The organism is Micropruina glycogenica, from assembly GCF_900289045.1.
GTDB lineage: Bacteria > Actinomycetota > Actinomycetes > Propionibacteriales > Propionibacteriaceae > Micropruina > Micropruina glycogenica.
The window spans coordinates 2694821-2714843 of sequence record NZ_LT985188.1; the positions used below are offsets into that span (position 1 = coordinate 2694821).

The following is a 20023-nucleotide window of genomic DNA, read 5'->3' on the forward strand; positions in this document are numbered from 1 at the left end:
AAGATTGCCCGGCACCAGACGACCGACCTTTCTGCGCAAACTAGCGAGCGCGAAGCTGCGTCATCTTTCCTGCATCTCGACACAACCATGTCGAGATGCAGGGAGGAGTTCAAAATCGCCAGAGTTTGATTCATAAGAGAAACCTGAGAGGTGGACCCCCGGCGATCAGCCTCGGATGACCAGTCCGTCCATCTCTCCCATCACCCGCTCTGTGAACCATCGTCGCTTCACTGCCGCCGCGCCGAGGCGCAACCGCACTGGCCGTTGAACGCGTCCCGGAAAGGGAGACGATTATGAGCATGAGGGTCTACGAGCTCGCCAAGAAGCTCGATCGCGAATCCAAGGAACTGCTGTCGCAGCTGAAGCAAATGGGCGAGTTCGTGAGATCAGCTTCGTCCACCATCGAAGCTCCCGTGGTTCAAAAGCTGATCGACCGTCTGCAGGGGACGGGAAGTGACAGTGCCGCTCCCGTGATTCATCGCCGGCCGCGCGCCGCGTCGAACGAATCGAAGGGTTCTCCACGGCGCGGCAACAATCCATTTTCGTCCACTACAGTCGACGGGCCGTTGCCGCGCCGGCAGACTCCGAGACGGTCGGAATCTCTGCCTTCGTCGATCGAGTCAGTGCCCGACGAAGCAGATGCCGATGAAGACGCAATCGCTCGGTACCTCGGAGTTGGTCCGCGACGGTCCGGTGCTTCGAAACGGCGGCCTTCCCGCCCGCGACCAGGTTCGATCGCTCCAGCGAAGACAAACGACCCGTGGGCCCTCAACTGGTTCGATGCAGAGGAGAAGAAGCTCTGGCTCGAGGCCGGGGTTTATGACGCACAGTTAGCCGGCGATGCGAGTGACGCCGGCCTGGGGCCAGACGACGTGAAGCTCTACATACTTGTGTGGAATTTGACCGTTGCTCAGGCCACGTACGCCAAGCGCCTAGACCTCACGGACGACGACCTGAGTCGAATGGTTGGGGACAGCAACGTGGGTGAGTATCTTCAGCGTGGGCACCGGATGGACTGGATCCACCAACTTGAACGTGACATCGCACGAACTGAGAGATACCGGAACCACCGCGGACACAGCAGCTAGATCCAGGAGGGACCGCGAGTTGTCCTGAACAGTGGCTAGTGTCGTGTCAGGCTGTTCCGTGAACAAATATGCGGGATTCGGGAATTTCGTAGTCTGGCGTCGGGTTCTGAAGAGGCAAGAGCCTCAACAGGATGGAGCCGGTGATGAGACAGGCAGGACGACCGACGGTCGCGATCGAGTTGACCGAGGACGAGCGGGCAACGCTGCAGCGTTGGGCTCGGCGCCATTCCTCGTCGCAGGCATTGGCGCTGCGGTCACGGATCGTGCTGGCCGTGGCCGAGGGCGGCGCGAATACTGCGATCGCGGCCCGACTCGGGGTCAACCGGGCGACGGTCGCGAAGTGGCGCCATCGATTCGCAGCCGATCGGCTCGAGGGTCTTGTCGACGCGCCGCGTCCAGGCGCTGAACGCACGATCGGCGACGAGGTCATCGAGGCCGTCGTGGTCGAGACCCTGGAGACCGCCCCGAAGGACGCCACCCACTGGTCCACCCGGACGATGGCTGAGCGGCACGGGATCAGCCGGCAGACGGTGAGCGAGATCTGGCGGGCCTTCGGGCTCAAGCCGTGGCGCCAAGACGAGTTCAAGGTCTCCCCGGACCCGGATCTGATCGAGAAGGTCCGCGACTTGGTCGGCCTCTACCTCTCGCCGCCGGTCGCTGCAGCGGTCTATGCGCTCGATGAGAAGCCGCAGATCCAGGCACTCAACCGGTCAGCGCCGATCCTCCCGATGCTGCCGACCACACCGAGCAAGGCGACCCATGACTACGTCCGCAACGGCACCGTGGACCTGTTCGCAGCCCTCAACATCGCCACCGGCACAGTCATCACCGACCTGCGCAAGTCCCACACAGCCGCAGACTTCATCGCCTTCTTGAACAAAATCGACACCGAGGTCCCAGCCGAACTCGACGTCCACGTCATCCTCGACAACCTCTCCACCCACAAAACCCCCGCCGTGCACGAGTGGCTGCTACGCCACCGGCGGTTCCACTTCCACTTCACCCCCACCTACGGATCCTGGATGAACCTGGTCGAACGCTGGTTCTCCGCGCTGACCACCAAGAAACTGCAACGCTCAGCACACCGCAGCGTCAAAGCTCTCGCAGCCGACATCACCGCCTGGGTCGAAAACTGGAACCAGAACCCGACACCCTTCACCTGGCACAAGACCGCCGACCAGATCCTCGACCGCCTCGCCGGCTACTGCCGCGCGATCAACAAATAGCGAGCGCATCAACCTGACAGGACACTAGCCGAGCGTTGCCACTGGGTAGCGCGCCAGTTGCCAGCGCACATTGGCCATCTGCGTCTCTATCGTCTGTCGGCGGCGAACTGTGTCCGCCTGAGTCAAGCAGCTCTCGAGCTCCGCCAGTTCGCCTTGAAGGGTTTCGCGTTCGCGGAGTTGTCGTCGGCGGCAACTCTCACTGCAGAAGAGCTTGGGGCGTCCGCCCGAGGCTTGCCACTCGCAGACTCGGGAGCAACCCATGCGCAGGCACGGCTGCTCCTTGCACACTGGGTAGTCGGCAAGGACGGCAAGTATGTCTTCGACGGAGCGATTCTCGCCGAGGGCTTGCAGCGCATGCTCGAGTCTTGGCTTCATGGGGCCTCGTACTCTTGGCGGGCTGGTGAGGCCCGCTGCTTGGTGGTTGTCGTCGATGATAGTTGACCTCATCCCAACAGCCTAGGCTCCAGAGACACACAATCCTCTGTCATGTTTCCGGTAGCAATGATGACTAGGGCGAATACCGCTGTAAGCGCTCTGTCGTAGTCACTTATGTGTGCACACGGGAGGAGTCAATTGGGATCATGTGGTAATCATGAAGCGCACCTATGCCGGAAAGGTCGCACTCAAGGGTTGTCGCCAGTTCGGGGCCGACACTAGGCTTCAAGCGAGCAATCTCGTCGGCGCCACTCCGTTGAAGGCCAAGACAGAAGTGGCGTGACCCGCGGGAACGGGTCACGCCGATGAGGCTCTTCCTTGCCGCCTGTCAGCCAGAAAGGACGAGATCCTCGTGACCAACTGTAACGATCCGTTGCGCCCTGAACCAGAACCCGGCGAGGTGGTGTGGCTCTTCAAAGTCGATGGAGGCGCTACGGTCCGCTGGGACTGGAGCAATGGCTCTCCAGCTCTTCGGCAACTGCGTCCTCATCGTTCGCCGAAGGCTCGTGCTTTCGCCAAGAACGCGCCCGCCCTCGTCTTCTCCTACACCGTCGCTGGTCACCTCTTGGTGGAGTCCGGTCTGGAGCGGGAGCTCGTGGAGGAGCTCGACGGCGACCCCTCCGTCTCTTGGATGGTCGCCCAGCCGGCCGAACTGCACTTCCTCGCGGACGGACGGCGGGTCAAGCGGCACATTCCCGATCTGCTCGTCGTTACGGGTGACGGCGTCACCGTGTGGGATGCCCGGCCGCGGGAAAGGCAGGACAAAGCTTTTCAACAACTCGTCAACTGGACCAGGTCGGCGTGCTCCGATGTTGGATGGGGTTACAGGGTGTTCGCAGGCCATCAGCCTGTTCGCCGCATCAACGGGCTGTGGCTGGCGGCTTACCGGCATGCATCGGTCTGCATCGAGGCGTACGCCGACGTGATCAGGCAGGGCATCGCGGATGGCACGATCCGTGGGGTCGGCGACATTGCGGCGCGGGACAGCGGGTACGGACAGTTGATCGCGGCCATGTATCACCTGTTGTGGGCACGCCGGCTGGCCTGCGATCTTGACCAGCCGATCACGCCCTCCACGAGCTTGTCGTGGGTGGGCGAGTGAGCTTCGCCGTTGATCTCAGCGTCGGCGATCAAGTGCTCACCGACCTGGGCCTTGCCCGCATCGATGCCATCGAGCGCCACGGTGTCGCCGCCACCGGGCCGTGTGGCCAGGTTCGCATCGCCTACACCGAGTTGGCCGTTCGCGGAGTCGAAGCTTCCGGTGCCCAGGCCGTGCACCAGCCGATGACGGCGTGGTGGGACGCGCTCGACGAGCAAGTCCGCAACACGACGCTCAGCAAGTTGGCCATCGTGCTGGAGATCAAGACTGGCTATCGAAGTGGCTGGAGCAACGACTCGACGGCGGGCGAACCCTTCCATCCGTTCGGACCGGCCTTCAAGGTATCCCTGCACCAGCAGGCCATCGCCATGGCAGCACAACTCGCCATGCGCGAGCAAGCGAGCCCACATGAGCTCAGCGGATCGTCCGGCGGGCAAGAGGGCCGTTCGACTGTGACACCGCGGGCGATCGAGAAGTGGGTCAAAGCGTACGAGGCACAGGGGCTGCGCGGCTTGGTGGATGGGCGCAGCACCCGCAACCGTAAGGGCTTCGACGACCTGGATGCACGCTTTCGCGCCATCGTGGATGAGGTGGTGGCGCCGTTCGACGGCACGGCCAGCGCGGTCAACCTCGAGGAGCTGCGGCGCCGGACCTGGTTGAAGATGACCGAGCAGGGATTGGAGCGATCGATAGTCCCGGAGCGGCTCAGCTTGGAGTACATCTCCTGGCGCTACAACACGCGCGGGTCGCGTCCACGGGCGCACCGGTCGGCGGCGGTACGGAAGCGTTCGGCGCACAAACCGTCCCTGGTGGTGCACCCTTCCCATGTCGCCATCGACTCCACACGTGCGGACAACCTGGTGTGGGACGAGCTGCGGCAAACGCCGTATTCGGTGGAGATCACCGCCATCATCTCGGTCTCCACCCGAGTCATCCTCGCGTTGCGGGTCACACCCCGTTCCGCCAACGGCGTCGAGGCGGGCCTGTGCCTGTACGACGCTATGCGTCCGTTGTCGATGAAGGTCGAGGGCGCCACCGCCGACCATTGGCGGTGGGCCGGCATTCCGAAGTCGCTGGAGTCGCCACTGTTCACTGCGCGGCAGGACGTGAGTCGTCCGCTCGACACGTTGCAGGGCACCCACCAAGTTCCGGGTCTTCGCCCGACGTCGATCCGCAGCGACCATGGTTCGATCTTCATGAGTGCTCACTTCAAGGAGTTGCTGCGCAACTTCGGGATCAGCCTGTGGTCCTCTCGGGTCGGTGCCAGCACCGACAACGCCTACATCGAGCGGTTCTGGGAAACCATCCAAAGTGCCCTGCAGGCCGTCGAAGGCTACAAGGGGCGCAACGTGTCCGAGCGCGGCCGCAAAGTCATCCAGGCCAATCAGCCGCTGATGACGGCCTTCGAACTGGAGACGCATCTGCGGCGCTACGTGGCGCTTCAATACCACCTGACCCCGCATCGCGGTCTGCACATTCCTGGTTTGGAAACGCACAAAGTGACCCCTCTGGAGTATTTCGACTTCGCCATGGAAGCGTGCGGTGACATCAGCGTGCCGCAGCATCCCGACCTGATCTTCGACTTCCTGCCGATCCGGTGGTTGACGATCCGGCACGCCGGCGTCGAGTTCAAAGGGCTGTCCTACGACTCACCCGTGCTCGATCAGTATCGGCATGTGCGGCGGGGCACGTTCCGACCCGACGATTCGGCAGCACCGTTCTTCTACGACCCTCGCGACGTCACCAGGATCTGGTTCCGCGACCCGGACAAGGGCCGGGTCAGCGAGGTTCCCTGCCGGCAAGCCCACCTGTTCCTGGCGCCCCTCACGGCACGGATCCGCGACAAAGCGATTGCGGCGATCGCCGCACGCGACGGCGGCAAGAAGCTGAGACGCCACACCGCAACCGAACTGATCATCGACGAACTCGGCGCCCTCCACCAGGGCTCCCCCTCGAAAGACTGGAACGCCACCATGACAGCCGAGCGCCTCCGATTCGAAACCTCACAACGCGACCATGCCGAAGTCCTGGAAGCGTGGCGCCGAGTCGATCCGGCTCTGCCCCGGATCTCAGCGGCCGAGCCGGAGTCTGAGTTTGAACCCTGGCCCGACCTTGCGGCAGACAACTGATGCACGCAGGAGCTTGGCATCAGTTGCTGATTGCTCGACCTGTTGAGCCACCGGCACCACTCACTGCGGCGAAGCTTGACCGGCTAGATCAACGCGCGCGTGATGGGTATGCAGGGGCGGTGACGGACTGGTTCGCCCAAGAGTGGTTTGCCAGCGACCTGGTAGACGGCGTCATTGCTGGCGCCACTGCCCGCATCGAGGCAAACAGGCGCTCACCGATCGGCGCCAAGGAAATCGTGGCGGTTCACGGCCCCTACGGTGTCGGAAAAACGTCGACCATTCTTCGCCTGTCTCGGACCCTCTATCCCCACTACGTCCAGGGTGAGGAGTTCCCCACCTGGTCCCCCGACGTTGGCATCGTTCACGACCTGGTTCCCGTGATGTGGGTTCAGCTTCAGGCCGGTTCCACCCTGAAGACCTTGTACGGATCGCTTCTCGATTTCTTGAGGTTTCCCGTGCACGGAACGGGCAATGTCCTGGCCTCTCGCGCCTTATCGTCGCTGGCAAGGTTCGGGGTGCAGGTTCTCATCCTCGACGACGTCCATAAGCTTCGCGAATCTCAGCAAGCATCGAGGGACATTATCGACGCCCTGCACACCATCAACACCAGCCTCGGTGAACTGGGCGGCACACTTTGTCTGGTCGGCAGCGAAATGGGACAGCGGGCGCTGCTGAACCACCCGCAGATCGACAGCCGACTCAAGACAATGCACCTGCCCCCTTTCACCGTCGGGCAGCACACGGACAAGGTGTTGTGGCAGAAGTTCCTGCGCGGAGTCGAGGATCTGTGCGGTCCCTACCTTCCAGGTAACGAGCCGGGTTTCCTTGCGCTCGAGCTGCCCGCCTACATCCACGCCCGTACCCAAGGTTTCATGCAGGACGTCCAGCAACTCCTCAAAGACGGGATGCGTGTGGCGTTAGCCGAACCGATTCCCGCGCTCAGCAGGGCCATCCTCGACCGCATCCTGCTGAGCGAACGCGCTCAGCGAGCGCACACCCTGATCCGATCCCAACCCAGGGGCCGTGTTCGGGCGGAACGGCTGGCCGCCTCGTGATCCATCTGCCGGCGAAAGTCACCCCCGTCTCGGGCGAGTCGTTTGATTCGTGGCTGGAACGCACCGCCCGCTACAACGGGCTGAGCGTCGACAGGCTGTGGCAACAGCTTCGGCAGCTGGATACTCCGCAGTTTGAAGCACTTACCGGCATCGATCCGCACGATGGGAGTTTGCCTTCGATCCACTCGTTTCCGATCAACACCGGAGACCGCCTGCGGGAGACTTGGCGAGTCCACGGCGTAACGTGGCGCTGCCCGATCTGCGGACCCGCTGGAGGGCCTCGGCTTCTCGCCTGGCAACTCTCCCTCCATCCCGTCTGCCAACAGTGCCGCTGCTACCTCGCCGACGGGCCCCACGCCACAGCGCTACCTGCCCACGCCGACATGGTGGAACACACCCAGCGCCTGCTCCACCTGGTGACCAGCAACCCGTACCGGCTGGAGTCACTGCGCAAGATCATCGCGATCGTCGTGGAGACCATTCACGCTGGAGGCCCGCCACCTACCCTCACGATTCCCGTCCCGGCCGTCCCGGTCGAACGTCTCCAACAGCTTCGGCATCGCGCTGGTAGTCATCCCATAGCGATGGCCAATTTGCTGTCGATGACCGCGGACGAGTCAGCACACGATGAACTGAACCGAGAGGGCTGGCGCCACATCCCGCGCAACCAACTGACCGGCCACGATCACATGCCCACCTGGCTGCCACCCCACCCTCGCCCCACACTCGGACGCCCCTGGTATCGCCAAAGCGCCCGCACATTCGACAAGTTCCGCAACGAAGTACGCCAGTTCTGCGTGACTCACGGCCTTCAGCGTCGCCACCTGCCCAACACGCTGTTCCTGCCCGACGAGTTCCCACTTCCACCCGAAAACGAGTGGCCGAGTCGCGAGAGTGCCGCACAGATCCTGTGTTTCCTCATCACCGGCGAGGTGCCCCTCCACGCCGATCTGCCCGAGCCTCACCAAGGTCATGTCAACGCCGCCGTCATGGGACTCGGCGTGCATCACCGGGGCCTCATTCGACGATCTCTCCAACACCTAGTAGCCGAAGGCCTCATCGACTACGAACGCCGGCGAGACACCTTCCGATCCCCAAGGGTCCCACCAGCACTGAGATCCAGACTCGCGCTCAGCATCGGATTCTCGGACCCGGAGTGGCCTGCTATCAGGCTCGCCCAGCAGTGGCTGTGGGTGCGCTTCACCCGTGAAAGTATCGGCTGGGACACCGCCAGGGTGATGGCGTGGGGTCGACAGGCCGACCCAGAACTTCTTCTCGCCCTCCACGACTACGGCGAAACCCTGCTGACCCACACCGAACGGGACGTCGACCACGACCCCGCAACCCGACACAACCACCACCCGGATGCCCGGGAGGCGAGATGACCTTGCCCGGCCGAATCCAGCCGAGCACCGGGCAAGCACTGGACTGCTACCTGGAACACATCGCCGATAGCAACGACCTCACCACGGCCGAACTGCTGAACCTGATCCGTTCCCGCAGCGGGGAACCCGCCCGGTACCTGACGCTGTGCCCCGGCGATCCGACCCTGCAAGCGATCCACGCACTCACCGGCACGCCCATCCAGGTGCTGCACATCATGACGCTGGCCGGCCAGCAACACGACCAATGGAACTTCGACGATTTCGATCCGATGCGGCCCGGCGCGTTCCAGCGCATCACCAATCGCGGCTGGCTACGGACCCGCAACAGCCAACTCTGCCCCTCGTGCCTCGCGGACACAGGTCACTGGCAACTCGGCTGGAGACTCCAAACCAGCACCTGCTGCACCATTCACCACAACTACCTGGCGACCGCCTGCCCCGCCTGCGGCAGACCGTTCCGGGACCAGGCATCCACCCCGTTACGGACGGCCGGCATCGCACCCATCTGCGGCGCCGCGACGGCATCCGGCCGAGCCGCCCGATGTCACCAAGTCCTCACCACGATCTTGACCGGTGCCGCCGCCGACGATGAACTCGACCGCCAGAGCCGCCACGACAGGGCCATCGGCGGCCAACCCATCACGGTCCTTGGCGACAGCGTGACCGGCAGCCAATACCTTGCCGACAGCCGCAACCTCGCCGTGCTACTGCTGCACCTGGCACGACAACCAGCCACCGGGTCCGTCGCTACCCTGCCCACCTGGACGGCTGACGTGGCCGCCGTCGGCAAACAGCCGTGGGGCAAGGTGCCGCCAGACAGTGCGGTGGTGCGCTCAGCCGTCCTCACCGAAGCAGACCGCATTCTCACCGCAGCCGACCGTGACCAGGCTGCCGTCCGCTTCGCCGGCTGGATCGAGCGGGTACCACGCCGCAACGAAGGCACCGTCGCCTGGCTCGCCGACCGCACTCACCTGACACCCACCCTGTACGGCATCGTGAACAGCGCACAGAACCCGCGCCGCAGGCTGTCCCACCGGCTCGACCACGAACCACCGCTCATCGACGACGCGCGATACATCCCCCAGCAGATCCCCGAGGAGCTGTACCAGGAACTGTTCGCAGACACCCTTCAGCTCCGGGCCGACGTGGGCCGCACGTTCATCAGTCTCTGCTTAGGACGAAGCCTGTCCACCATCACCACGTGGGCTGCGGCCGCCCACTCGCTCGGACTGTCGCCCGATTTCGGCCACCGCCTTCCAGCCCTCGCCAGCGCCGGTCTCCTGCTCAGCATCAGCGAACTCATCGCGCGCATCTCTGCCGCATCGGAGCGCCTCGCACGAGTGGATTACCGGGCCTGCGAGACGTACGTGCGCAACCTCAGCACGACCTACCCCTGGTTCCTCGGCTGGTGCAGGACGCACAGGCCCGGAAGCCGGCCATCTTCCCAGCGTTATGCCGTTACCTGGCTCTGGGAACACGTCGCCCACGCGCACCTGATCACGAGCCCAGCCGCCATGACCACACCGAAGGCACGCGCCGGTTACCGCCAGTTCGCCGCGGGGCTGAACCGTGACCAGCGATTGGCGCTCTCGCGCGCGGGATCTGAAGTCGGTGTGCGCCTCGACGACGGCGCCGAGATCCGCACTGCGGTGATGGCGATCGACACGGGCAACAGAGACTCCGGGCTACCGGGCTGCTGATCCTGCCGGGCTGGTCAGTCCGGACGAACGGCCGGCGGGGCTGCGGGTGGCGTCGACGAACCCACTAGTAGTACTCGCGGACGTAGCCAAGTGCCTTCTCGAAGACGTCGTTGTCGCGGATCTTGAACTGGACGTAGAGCGTCTTGCGTAGGGCTTGGCGCACCTCTTGATCGCCGGCGATGGTGGATTGCCAGCCTTCGAAGCGGACTGCCCGGACGACTTCGTCGATGCGGCTGACGATGTTCTCGACGATGATCGGCGTGTCGTTCCCCTTCAGCGCCTCGAACAGCTCTGTGAGGGCGGCCATGCCTTGCTCCTCACGTGGAACCTCGTTGACGGCCTTCTCGGCTGCAACGGTGTCGCGGGCCAGCTCGAGCAGTTCACGTAGGAAGTCGAGGCTGGACTGTTGGATGTCGGCGTACTTCTCTCGCAGCGCATTCAGTCGCGTGCCGAGTTCGATGAAGACCGGGTTGTTCAGGTGGCGGGCGATACGTGCGGTGATCTGCTTCTCGATCTCTTCGATGGGGATGTCGGACCGCTTGCCCGTCATCAGGTCCTGGATGGTCTGCGCGTCAAGAATGATGGTCTCGTCGCCTTGCGGGATCTCTACCTGTACGTGTTGGTTGATCAAGTCGATCGTCTTCGCCCCGAGCGCATGCCAGACGAGCCGGCCACTGATATCCGAGGGACGCACCGACTCGTACACATCAGTCAGCCAGCGGTAGTCGTCGCGGAACGCCGCCAGCATCGGATCGGGACTGACCGCCTCCCATAACTGGCCGACGATGCTGTAGGACAGTCCGAACTCGTCCCGTACGGTGTCGTCGGCGATCGCAGACTGGGCTTGGACCAGACCTTCGTAGCCGCCCACAGTCCGGTCGACACCAGGAAAGAACGCCAGCGCCGCGGCCATGGCCGGCGCCAGCTGTGCTTTCAGCTCGGCGATGTTGGAGACCACCTGTTGCACGGACTGCTCATCGAAGTTCAGCGATTTGGCCACGTCGTCGAAGATGCCCAGATAGTCGACGATCAGCCCATGGGTCTTCGCCGGTGGGAAGACCCGGTTGGTGCGGGTGATCGCCTGCAGCAGGGTGTGCTCTTTGAGCGGCTTGTCGAGGTACTGGCAGTACAGGATCGGCGCGTCAAAGCCGGTGAGCAGCTTGGCGGTCACGATGATGATCTGCAGCGGGTCGGCCGGATCGTTGAACCGTGCCAGGACCTGCTCCAGTTCGTCGGCACCCGGCGTCCACTTCGCCCACGAGGCGGGATCGCTGCGGGACTTCGACATGACGATCGTGGACGCGTCCGCGCCCAGGTACCTGTCGAACTCGGCCTTGTACGCGACACAGGACGCCTTGTCGTAGGCCACCACCTGCGCCTTCAGGCCCTGGGGCTCGACCTTGGCCCGGAAGTGTTCCGCGATGTCGGCGGCGATCTTCGCGATCCGGGTCGGGGTTTTGATCAGCACCTCGATCGAGGCGGCCTTCTGCGACAGCGTGATCTTGTCGGCCTCGGTGAGCCGCTCCTCGACGGCGAGTTCATCGAAGGCGGCGTCGATCGACTCCTGATCGATGTGCAACTCCGACAGCCGAGGTTCGAAGTGCAGCGGCAGCGTCGCGCCATCGCGGATCGAGTCCTGGAACGTGTAGCGGGACAAGTAGCCGCCGGCGTCCTGATCGGAGCCGAACCACATGAAAGTGTTGCGGTCACGCTTGTTGATCGGGGTGCCGGTCAGGCCGAACAGGAACGCGTTCGGCAGGGCCTGGCGCATCAGTCGGCCGTAGTCGCCTTCCTGGGACCGGTGGGCTTCGTCGACCATGGCGATGATGTTGTGCCGGTCATCCAGCAGTCCCGGTGACTCGGCGAACTTGTGGATCGTGGTGATGATGATCTTGCGTGCACCCTGACTCAGCAGCGTGTGCAGTTGGGCGCGGGACTCCGCCGAGACGAGGCCCGGCACGTCGGCGGCGTTGAAGGTGCCGGTGATCTGGGTGTCGAGGTCGATCCGGTCGACCACGATCAGAATGGTCGGGTTCGTCAGGGCGGCGTTGGCCCGCAGCTTCAGCGCGGTGAACACCATCAGCAGTGACTTGCCAGAGCCCTGGAAGTGCCAGATCAGGCCTTGCTTGGCGGTGCCGCGCAGCACACGGTCGACGATCAGGTTGGTCGCCTGGAACTGCTGGAAGCGGGCAATGATCTTGATCTTGCGATGCTTCGAGTCGGTGGCGTAGATGGTGAAGAACCGCAGGAAGTCCAGCAGCGCGGACGGGGTGAGCACTCCGGTCACAGCATCGGCCACAGCGGTGAGCCCGACCTTCGCCGGAGCGTCGGGGTCGCTGGTTTCCTCCCGCCACGGACCCCACAACTCCACCGGCATGCCGACGGTTCCGTATCGGAAGTCCTTGCCCTCGGTGGCGAAACTCAACACGTTGGGGACGAAGAACGACGGAACGCTCTGCTCGTAGTCCTCATGGATCTGCGCCGCCGCATCGATCCACGAATAAGCCGAGCGGATCGGTGTTTTGGCTTCCCCCACCACCAGCGGGAACCCGTTGCACCACAGCACCAGGTCGAACCGCTTCTCTACCCGGCCCGCGGTCATCGTCACCTCCGTCGAGACGATCCACTGATTGGCGGAGCTGTCAGCGTCGAAGTCGATCAGCCGGACGGTGGTGTGCTCGCCGTTCGGACCGAACGGCATGGACTTCTGCCCAGTCAGCCAGGCCATGAACTCCTCATTGGCCACCACCGGATGCGGCGTGGTGCGCGCCGACAGAAGAATCGCCCGAAGCTGGTAGATGACCTCGTCGGCCTTGGCCGGATTGGCCTCAATCTCAGGGTTCAGCCGGACAAGCGCCGCCTTGACCTGTGCTTCGAGCAGCACCTCGTCGGTGCGCCTCGGCAGCTGGCTACCTGCAACGAACGGAACGTGGATCGACGCCACCAGATCGCGGACGTAGTCCCGCACCGAGTTCGCCTCGTTGAACTGGGCCATTAGCGACCTCCGAAGATGAGATTGAGGAGGTCACGCTTAAGGAGGCTCGCCGCCTCCGCACGCCGAGCCAGAAGTGGGCTGACAGCGCTCGCGCGATCAATCTCTCGGACCATACTCTGTTGCGACACGAGATCCGGAACCGGAAGATTCAGTGTTCGAAGCTCGGAGCCCGCGATGCCCGAAACCGGGCCTCTACGAACAATCTGCGACATGACATTCCGACCGCTTTCGCTGCGGAAGAAGTGCAGGACGTAATGAGGGTCGGCGGCTTCAACGCTCACCCTGCTCCGAATCACAGACGATTCGAAAGTGTGCGGCTCGCTTAAGTCGGGCACTAGGCAACACGCACCGGCGCCCTCGAACACGATCGATCGCCTTGCAAAGAGCAGGTCCCCGGCGCCCAACAGGAAGTGGTCGCCCGGATGCACGACTCGCTCGTAGTCAGAGGTCGTGTCGATCACCTCACCACGGAACATCTCTCCCATGTTGACCATGGGGACGGTTCCCGCGCGTTCGCTCTTCTTCAGCGTGACGCCATTTTGCGAAGGGATGCTGCAGAGGGACTCAAACAGGACGCGTGGGGCATCCACGGTTCTGAACAGTTCGTCGCGCGTCACCGAGCGAACCTGCTCCAGAGATTGCGACACCTCGCCGATGGCTCGGCGCTCTTGCTCACCGGCCCAGAGCAAGTGGGCGATGCGCTGCTGCTCGTCCAGCGGCGGGAGGTCGAACTCCTGCACCCTCAGATCGCGCCAGTTGACCGTCGGGGAGAGTGAGCCGACTGAGATGGCTATGGCACGGTCGAGGAAGTAGTCGCTGGAGAGGAAGACTGGCAGGAAGTCGGGCGCCATCTTCCCGGGTCGTGCCCTCAACACGAGAGCGTGTGCCGAACAGATGCCCTCGAACTCGGCTCGGGCAACCTTCTTCTGGTAGGCGCGGCGTCGGCCGAAGATCACGTCTCCCGGCTGGAACCGCAGCTTCTGTGCCTCGACTTTGTCGGGGCTGTCCCAGCGCTGCACTGTCATGACGCCCGGATCGAGATGCTCCAGGCCCACATAGCGGTCAACGCCGGCGGTCGATGGGTCGTCTACCCGATCGGTGATGCTGTCGATGACGTCGCCGAAGGGGATCTTGGCCCAGCGGGACTTGTCGAGGTTGAGGCTCATGCCTGCACCTCCTGGCAGAGAAGCGTCAGCACGTCGGCGATGGCTGCATCGGAGGCTGCGGCGGCTTCGCGCCATTCGGCGAGCGCGGTGTCCACATCGGTGGCGTCATCGTCAGCCACGCCGGCATTGCTGTCCACATACAGCGGAATGGCCAGGCTGTAGCCCTTGGCGGCGATGTCGGCCGTGCTGGCAATAGCAGCGAAGCCATCGTCACTTGCGAACTTCCGGTAGGCGTCCAGGATCTTGGCCTGATGACCCTCCCGCAGGAACGATTGCGCCTGCTCGCGGGCGACCTCGTTGACCGCGTTGATGAAGAGCACGCGGCCGCGGTGCCCGGCGGACTTGTGGGCGCGCAGGGTGACCACGACGGCTTCCATGGGGCTGTTGTAGAACAGTCCGGCGCCCAGCCCGAGAACGCACTCGATCAGGTCGGACTTCACTAGCGCTTCACGCAGCGCGGCTTCCTCACGGCGGAACAGCACCCCGTGCGGGAAGAGGATCGCGGCGCGTCCAGCGCGCGGGTCGAGGCTGGCGGCGATGTGCTGAAAGAAGGCGTAGTCGGCGCGTCCTTGCGGCGGAACACCCCACAGGTTGCGGCCGTAGGGATCTTTGGCGAAGGCGTCCCTGTTCCAAGCTTTGATGGAGTAGGGCGGGTTGGCAAGCACCACGTCGAACCGCTGCAGGCCGCCGCGGGCGTTGAGGAAGGCGGGTCGGGCGAGGGTGTCGCCGTGGGCGATGTGGCCGTCGGTGATGCCGTGCAGGAACAGGTTCATCCGGGCGATGGCCGAGGTGCCGTAGTTCAGTTCCTGGCCGTAGAGGCGCAGGTTGCGCCATTCCTTGCCTTGGCGTTTCACTTCGGCTGCGGTGGAGATGAGCATGCCGCCGGTGCCGCAGGTCGGGTCGTACACCGATTCGCCGGGTTGGGGCTGCAGCATCAGGGTCATCATGTGCACCAGGGTGCGGTTGGTGTAGAACTCCTGGGCGGTGTGGCCGGAGTCGTCGGCGAACTTCTTGATCAGGTACTCGTAGCCGTTGCCGAGTTCGTCCTCGGGCAGGTTGGCGATCGACAGGGTGCGGGTGGAGAAGTGCTCGATCAGATCGGCCAGGGTCGCGTCGGGCAGCAGGTTCTTTTTGCCCCAGTCGCCGTCGCCGAACACGCCGGGCAGGGTGTCGGGGTTGGCTGACTCGATGCCGCGCATGGCCTTGAGCACGGCCGTGCCGATGTTCTCCGTAACCGACCTGATGTCTTTCCAGTGGCAGCCGGCGGGGATGGCGAAGCGGTGGTTCTCCGGTAGGTCGGCCAGCTCGTCGTCGTCGTAGATGGCGAGCGCTGCGGCGTGTTCCTCGTCGTAGACGTCGGAGATTCGTTTCAGGAAGACCAGCGGGAAGATGTATTGCTTGTAGTCGCCGGCGTCGATGAGGCCGCGCAGCACCACGGCGGCGCCCCACAGGTAGGACTCCAGTTCTCGTTGGGTGATCCGGCTGTTCATGCGTGCAATCCCCACTTCGCCAGTTCGGCTTCCAGCGCTGCCCGGGTCTGGGTGGCGTGGGCGTGCGCGGCTTCGAGGTTGACGAGCGCGTCGGCGAGGGTGAGCTGCTCGCCGCTCTGTACCGGGGCGACGTACAGCGGGATGTTCAGGTTGTAGTCGTTCGCTTCGATCTCGGCCTGCCTGGCGACGTGGGCCAAGTCGTCGACGTCCTGGTAGCGCTGGTAGGCGGCCAGCAGCTCGTTGGCGTGCTCCGGCTGGAGGGTGTTCTGGTTGCGTCCGCGTTTGAACAGCTTCTCGCCGTTGATGAACAAGACCGTGCCTTGGCGCTCTGCCGGTTTGGTCTGTCGCAGGATGAGCACGCAGGCTGCCAGGCCGGTGCCGTAGAACAGGTTGGGCGCCAGGCCGATCACGGCCTCGATCAGATCGGTCTGCAACACCTGCTTGCGGATGCGTCCCTCCGCGCCTTGGCGGAACAGGGCACCCTGGGGCAGCACCACGGCCACTCGCCCGGTGCTGGGTCGGGCGGAGGCGATCATGTGTTGTACCCAGGCCCAGTCGGCGTAGCCCTTGGGCGGCACGCCGCCGAGTTGGTTGCGTCCCCACCGGTCGCTCGCCCATTCGGGCTCGCCCCAGTTCTTCAGCGAGAACGGTGGATTGGCCACAACACAGTCGAACTTGGCGAGATGGTTTCCGGAGTAGAAGGCGGGGTTGCGCAGGGTGTCCTCACGGACGATCTTGAAGTCTTCCACCCCGTGCAGGAGCAGGTTCATTCGGGCGATCGCTGAGGTGGCCAATACCTTCTCCTGGCCATACAGCTTGCCCCACAGGAGCTTGGGGCTGCCGCCGGCCGCCCTGACGTGCTCGATGACCTCGATCAGCATGCCGCCGGTGCCGCAGGCGGGGTCGTAGACGGACTCGCCCTCGTGCGGGTCGAGGATGTTGATCAGCAGCCCGACGATGGAGCGCGGGGTGTAGTACTCCCCGGCCTTCTTGTTCGACTGGTCGGCGAACCGCTTGATCAGGTATTCGTAGGCGTTGCCGAACACGTCCGGGGCGACGCTGGCGTTGCTAAGTGTCTTGGTTGAGAAGTGTTCGATCAGGTCGGCGAGTTTCCGGTCGGGCAGTTTGTCCTTGTTTGTCCAGCTGGCGCTGCCGAAGATGCCGTAGAGGGTGTCGGGGTTGGCTGTCTCGATGGCCCGGAACGCGGTCTGCAGTGCGGTACCGATGTTCTCGGTCCGGTTGCGGACATCGCCCCACAGGTGGCCGTCAGGGATCGCGAACCGGTGATTTTCGGCGAATGCCGCGTACTCGTAGTCGCCGCCGGACTCGTCAAGCGCCCTAATGAATTCCTCGGTGTAGACGTCGCTGATCCGCTTGAAGAACATCAGGGGAAAGATGTAGGCCTTGAAGTCTGCCTGGTCGATACTGCCGCGCAACAGGTCCGCCGCGCGGGCCAGATAATGCTCCAGCTCGGGCAACGTGAGAGTCGAGGCCGCACCATGCTCAGAGCTCTTGTCCGGGGTGAGCGTCACGGTGGTGGAAAGCCTCTCTGCTGCCGACCCCTCCGAGTTGGCCGGAGGCGAACTTGCCGACCTCAGGCTAACGCGAAACCCAGTCGCGAAGGCGGCTCGACCCAACAGGCGGCGACCTGATGACAGGGACGAGGGATACTCGCCCAAGATCAAGCTCAGGCGGGGGGCTGTCCTCACCCCAACGGACGCTGCGCTGACATCATTGGGTGACAGACGGTTGCTCAGGCCGCACACGCTAAGAACTCGGATGAGGTGTCGGCTGCAGCGGACCGCCTTGTCGTAGATAGCCGAGCGGGTTACTACTTGAGAGGCAACGGCTCCAACGGTAGTGATCTGGTTCAAGATTCCGTCAACGGAGCAGGAACTCCCACTGGTGGTACAGACCGGGCAGGCAACTTGGATGCAAGCGCCATGGTTAGTGCGGACGAAAGCTGCTGATTCCCCTCGTGGGGGGCTTTGAGGGTCGAGACGATGAGGTTCACGTAGGCGCCCACGGATTGACCGAGCGTTGCTGCAGCCAAAGGCAAGAGTTGCTTCCCCGGGATCACCGCCAGCATCTCGGCCGCTCCTGAGTTGTCACTGAGTGCATCGTCAACTTTCTGTTTGGCTTCACGAAGAGCCACCGACGGGTCGAATGGCCAGTTCGACACGGCGAAGTGGTTTGCCATGTTGGGCAGCAGTTGAGCCACGGACTTGTTCTTTACCCCCGCTGTCAGAGCCGCCAACTGTGGTTCGATCCTCGCCTTCCATCTCTGGATGGCTAACGCCTCGCGCTGCTCGACGCTTACCGATGCTCGCAGCCTCGCGAGATACTCGTCGTGGTCAAACGGAGCGTTGAGGTGTCTGGCGACGGCGATCACGATGTCCGGCAACGCGAACAGGCTTTCCACCTCATGCACGGGGAGGGCCACGGTGCCTGGGGGCAACGAACCCAGGAACTCGTCCGGGTGGTGATCGCGATCGATGATTCCGGTGGCACTCAACGCTCGCGCGATACCACTCCGCTGGAGGGCGGCCACGCAGCGCATTACATCTTGAGCGCTCTGTACCGGCTTGACGACGGTGTCTGGGCCGTTGAACCAAGCGCCATAGAGTTGCGCGTCGTAGCTCGACTCTGTTCCCTCAGTAAACACCACTCGCGAGGCGTAAAAGGACAGTGAGGCCGAGCCAAGGAGTGCTTCGGCCAGGTCATCCGGCAGATCGTCGTCCAGTTCGAGTTTTCGCAGTCCTTGCGTAGGGCTGGCCAACACAAAGGTCGGGTTGCGCCTTGAGAGCGCGAACGAGAGGTCATGCGTTACGTAGACGAAGCGGACGTCCGGCCGCGCGGCCTCCAAGGCGTTCCAGAAGCGAACGGCCAGAAGAGTGTGAAAGTGTGTCTCAGGTTCGTCGACCACGAGGACACCCCCGTCGAAGGTGAACACCCGTCCGGCCAAGAACAGGGCAGCCTTCTCCCCGTCACTCATCTGGTTGCCGCTGTAGGAGACCAAACTGCCAGTGGTTGTGCTGGTGACGATGGGCTTCCAGTCGCTCCAATCAAGCTGCCGCCCAGGGAATACATTGGCCCAAAGCTCTTCGATGCGAAGGAGGGGTGTCGCTTCGGGGCCGTCTGCGGCTGCTGACGGATCAGTCCTGACCCTCTGACTGAAGCGGATGGCAGCCCCGGCGTACTGGGCAAGCAGTTGAGAAAGCATGTAATCAAACTCGGAGGACAGTTCCCAAAACTGCCCCCGCGCCTGCTCCTTCTGGCTGGTGAAGTTGTTGCGCGCTGCGTCGACACCCATGACTGGTAGCTCAGGAGCCACGCGTGTGTTGCGGAGGGCGTTGACAAAGTCGATGGCTCCGTCGGCGCCGATGCTTCGCGACTGCCTCGTCTTGCCGCTGCCGTTGGGCCCGATAAGCACTACAGGGTCATCGCCGAGGATCTCGACACCATTAGGCAACCGAACGATCGTCATGACCTTGAGGGTAGGACGTGCGTCTGACGAAACCTGCTGATCGCCACCGTTGGGTCGATGTCGCGACAAATTCCTCAGATGGGCTAGCACTGAGGCAGAACCCCGCTGACTACTTCTGGATCGCCTCTGCAGCGCGAGGGGTGGGTGGACCCAAGTCCGACCCACCCCCGTGCCATCAGCTTGCTGCAGTCCAAGTTGGCAGACTGCAGCACTACGGAGGCACGATCAGTACGATGATGATCGCGAGCATTTGCATCAGCCTCCTTCCTTTGGTTGGGGGGATCTGACGGGTCGGCGTCTGGCAGGGCGCCGGCCCGTACCCATTCTGACTCTCCAACGCCCCTGTCGCGATTGCACTCATCGCCACTCTCAGCGGATCCCGCTCACCGGATCAGCGTCTTCTCAAGGCCGTTTCAACCGAGTAGTCTGGCTGCATCAGCGGATGCGCCAACCCATGTCAGCGGATCTGTTTGAGGTGCTTCACTAGGGCAAACACCTGAGGACACTAATGCCTCAACACGTGACCCCGACAGTGCTGCGATCTCCGCTGGATTGGTAGGCGAGTTTCGTCCGGGACGATGAGGTCGAGTTGATAGACAAGCATAGGGCGGAGGGACTGCTGGCAAAGCTGCCCAGCAAGTTCGGCCGACGCTCCGCGGTTCAAGTTGGCCAGGCGTTTGCCTATGGGGGTGATGGGATGGTCAACGCGGAGGGTGAACCTGCTCGCCTACCGGCGGGACGCTCCCCGCTTGTTGCGCTCGTCTCCAA

At 63.5% G+C, this 20023-nt stretch carries 12 protein-coding genes; 7 read left to right on the top strand and 5 right to left on the bottom strand.

What is annotated here, in order from left to right:
• The first annotated feature begins 299 nt into the window (after positions 1 to 299).
• The 7 genes from MPLG2_RS12625 to MPLG2_RS12665 all read left to right on the top strand — a co-directional run bounded on the left by MPLG2_RS12625 (position 300) and on the right by MPLG2_RS12665 (position 10117).
• Positions 300 to 1088, top strand: a complete 789-nt coding sequence (locus tag MPLG2_RS12625) for a translation initiation factor IF-2 N-terminal domain-containing protein (protein WP_231935649.1) — start codon at positions 300 to 302, stop codon at positions 1086 to 1088.
• 143 nt (positions 1089 to 1231) lie between these two features.
• Positions 1232 to 2314: an IS630 family transposase gene (locus tag MPLG2_RS12630; protein ID WP_105187579.1), complete on the top strand. Its 1083-nt coding sequence runs from the start codon at positions 1232 to 1234 to the stop codon at positions 2312 to 2314.
• A gap of 787 nt (positions 2315 to 3101) precedes the next feature.
• Entirely contained in the window at positions 3102 to 3851 is a 750-nt protein-coding gene (locus MPLG2_RS12640; RefSeq protein ID WP_158681162.1) for a TnsA-like heteromeric transposase endonuclease subunit, read from the top strand.
• Entirely contained in the window at positions 3848 to 5977 is a 2130-nt protein-coding gene (locus MPLG2_RS12645; RefSeq protein WP_105186441.1) for a Mu transposase C-terminal domain-containing protein, read from the top strand. Before MPLG2_RS12640 ends, MPLG2_RS12645 begins: the two co-directional genes overlap by 4 nt.
• Before the next feature lie 119 nt (positions 5978 to 6096).
• Positions 6097 to 7032: a TniB family NTP-binding protein gene (locus MPLG2_RS12650; RefSeq protein WP_158681164.1), complete on the top strand. Its 936-nt coding sequence runs from the start codon at positions 6097 to 6099 to the stop codon at positions 7030 to 7032.
• Positions 7029 to 8417, top strand: a complete 1389-nt coding sequence (locus MPLG2_RS19485; protein WP_231935650.1) for a hypothetical protein — start codon at positions 7029 to 7031, stop codon at positions 8415 to 8417. The genes MPLG2_RS12650 and MPLG2_RS19485 overlap by 4 nt, the downstream gene beginning before the upstream one ends.
• Entirely contained in the window at positions 8414 to 10117 is a 1704-nt protein-coding gene (locus MPLG2_RS12665) for a TniQ family protein (RefSeq protein ID WP_105186445.1), read from the top strand. Before MPLG2_RS19485 ends, MPLG2_RS12665 begins: the two co-directional genes overlap by 4 nt.
• Before the next feature lie 64 nt (positions 10118 to 10181).
• Here MPLG2_RS12665 and MPLG2_RS12670 read toward each other — a convergent pair whose 3' ends face one another.
• The 5 genes from MPLG2_RS12670 to MPLG2_RS12690 form a co-directional block, all read right to left on the bottom strand.
• Positions 10182 to 13112 (bottom strand): type I restriction endonuclease subunit R, encoded by a 2931-nt coding sequence (locus MPLG2_RS12670; protein WP_105186446.1) that lies wholly within the window; start codon positions 13110 to 13112, stop codon positions 10182 to 10184.
• The gene (locus MPLG2_RS12675; RefSeq protein ID WP_158681168.1) at positions 13112 to 14278 is read right to left on the bottom strand and encodes a restriction endonuclease subunit S; all 1167 of its coding nucleotides are present in this window, start codon (positions 14276 to 14278) and stop codon (positions 13112 to 13114) included. Before MPLG2_RS12675 ends, MPLG2_RS12670 begins: the two co-directional genes overlap by 1 nt.
• Positions 14275 to 15768 carry a type I restriction-modification system subunit M gene (locus tag MPLG2_RS12680; RefSeq protein ID WP_105186448.1) on the bottom strand — a complete coding sequence of 498 codons (1494 nt, stop codon included), beginning with the start codon at positions 15766 to 15768 and terminating at the stop codon, positions 14275 to 14277. Before MPLG2_RS12680 ends, MPLG2_RS12675 begins: the two co-directional genes overlap by 4 nt.
• Entirely contained in the window at positions 15765 to 17477 is a 1713-nt protein-coding gene (locus tag MPLG2_RS12685) for a type I restriction-modification system subunit M (RefSeq protein ID WP_231935651.1), read from the bottom strand. The genes MPLG2_RS12680 and MPLG2_RS12685 overlap by 4 nt, the downstream gene beginning before the upstream one ends.
• Positions 17478 to 17638: 161 nt before the next feature.
• The gene (locus tag MPLG2_RS12690) at positions 17639 to 19255 is read right to left on the bottom strand and encodes an AAA family ATPase (protein ID WP_105186450.1); all 1617 of its coding nucleotides are present in this window, start codon (positions 19253 to 19255) and stop codon (positions 17639 to 17641) included.
• Between the last annotated feature and the right edge of the window lie 768 nt (positions 19256 to 20023).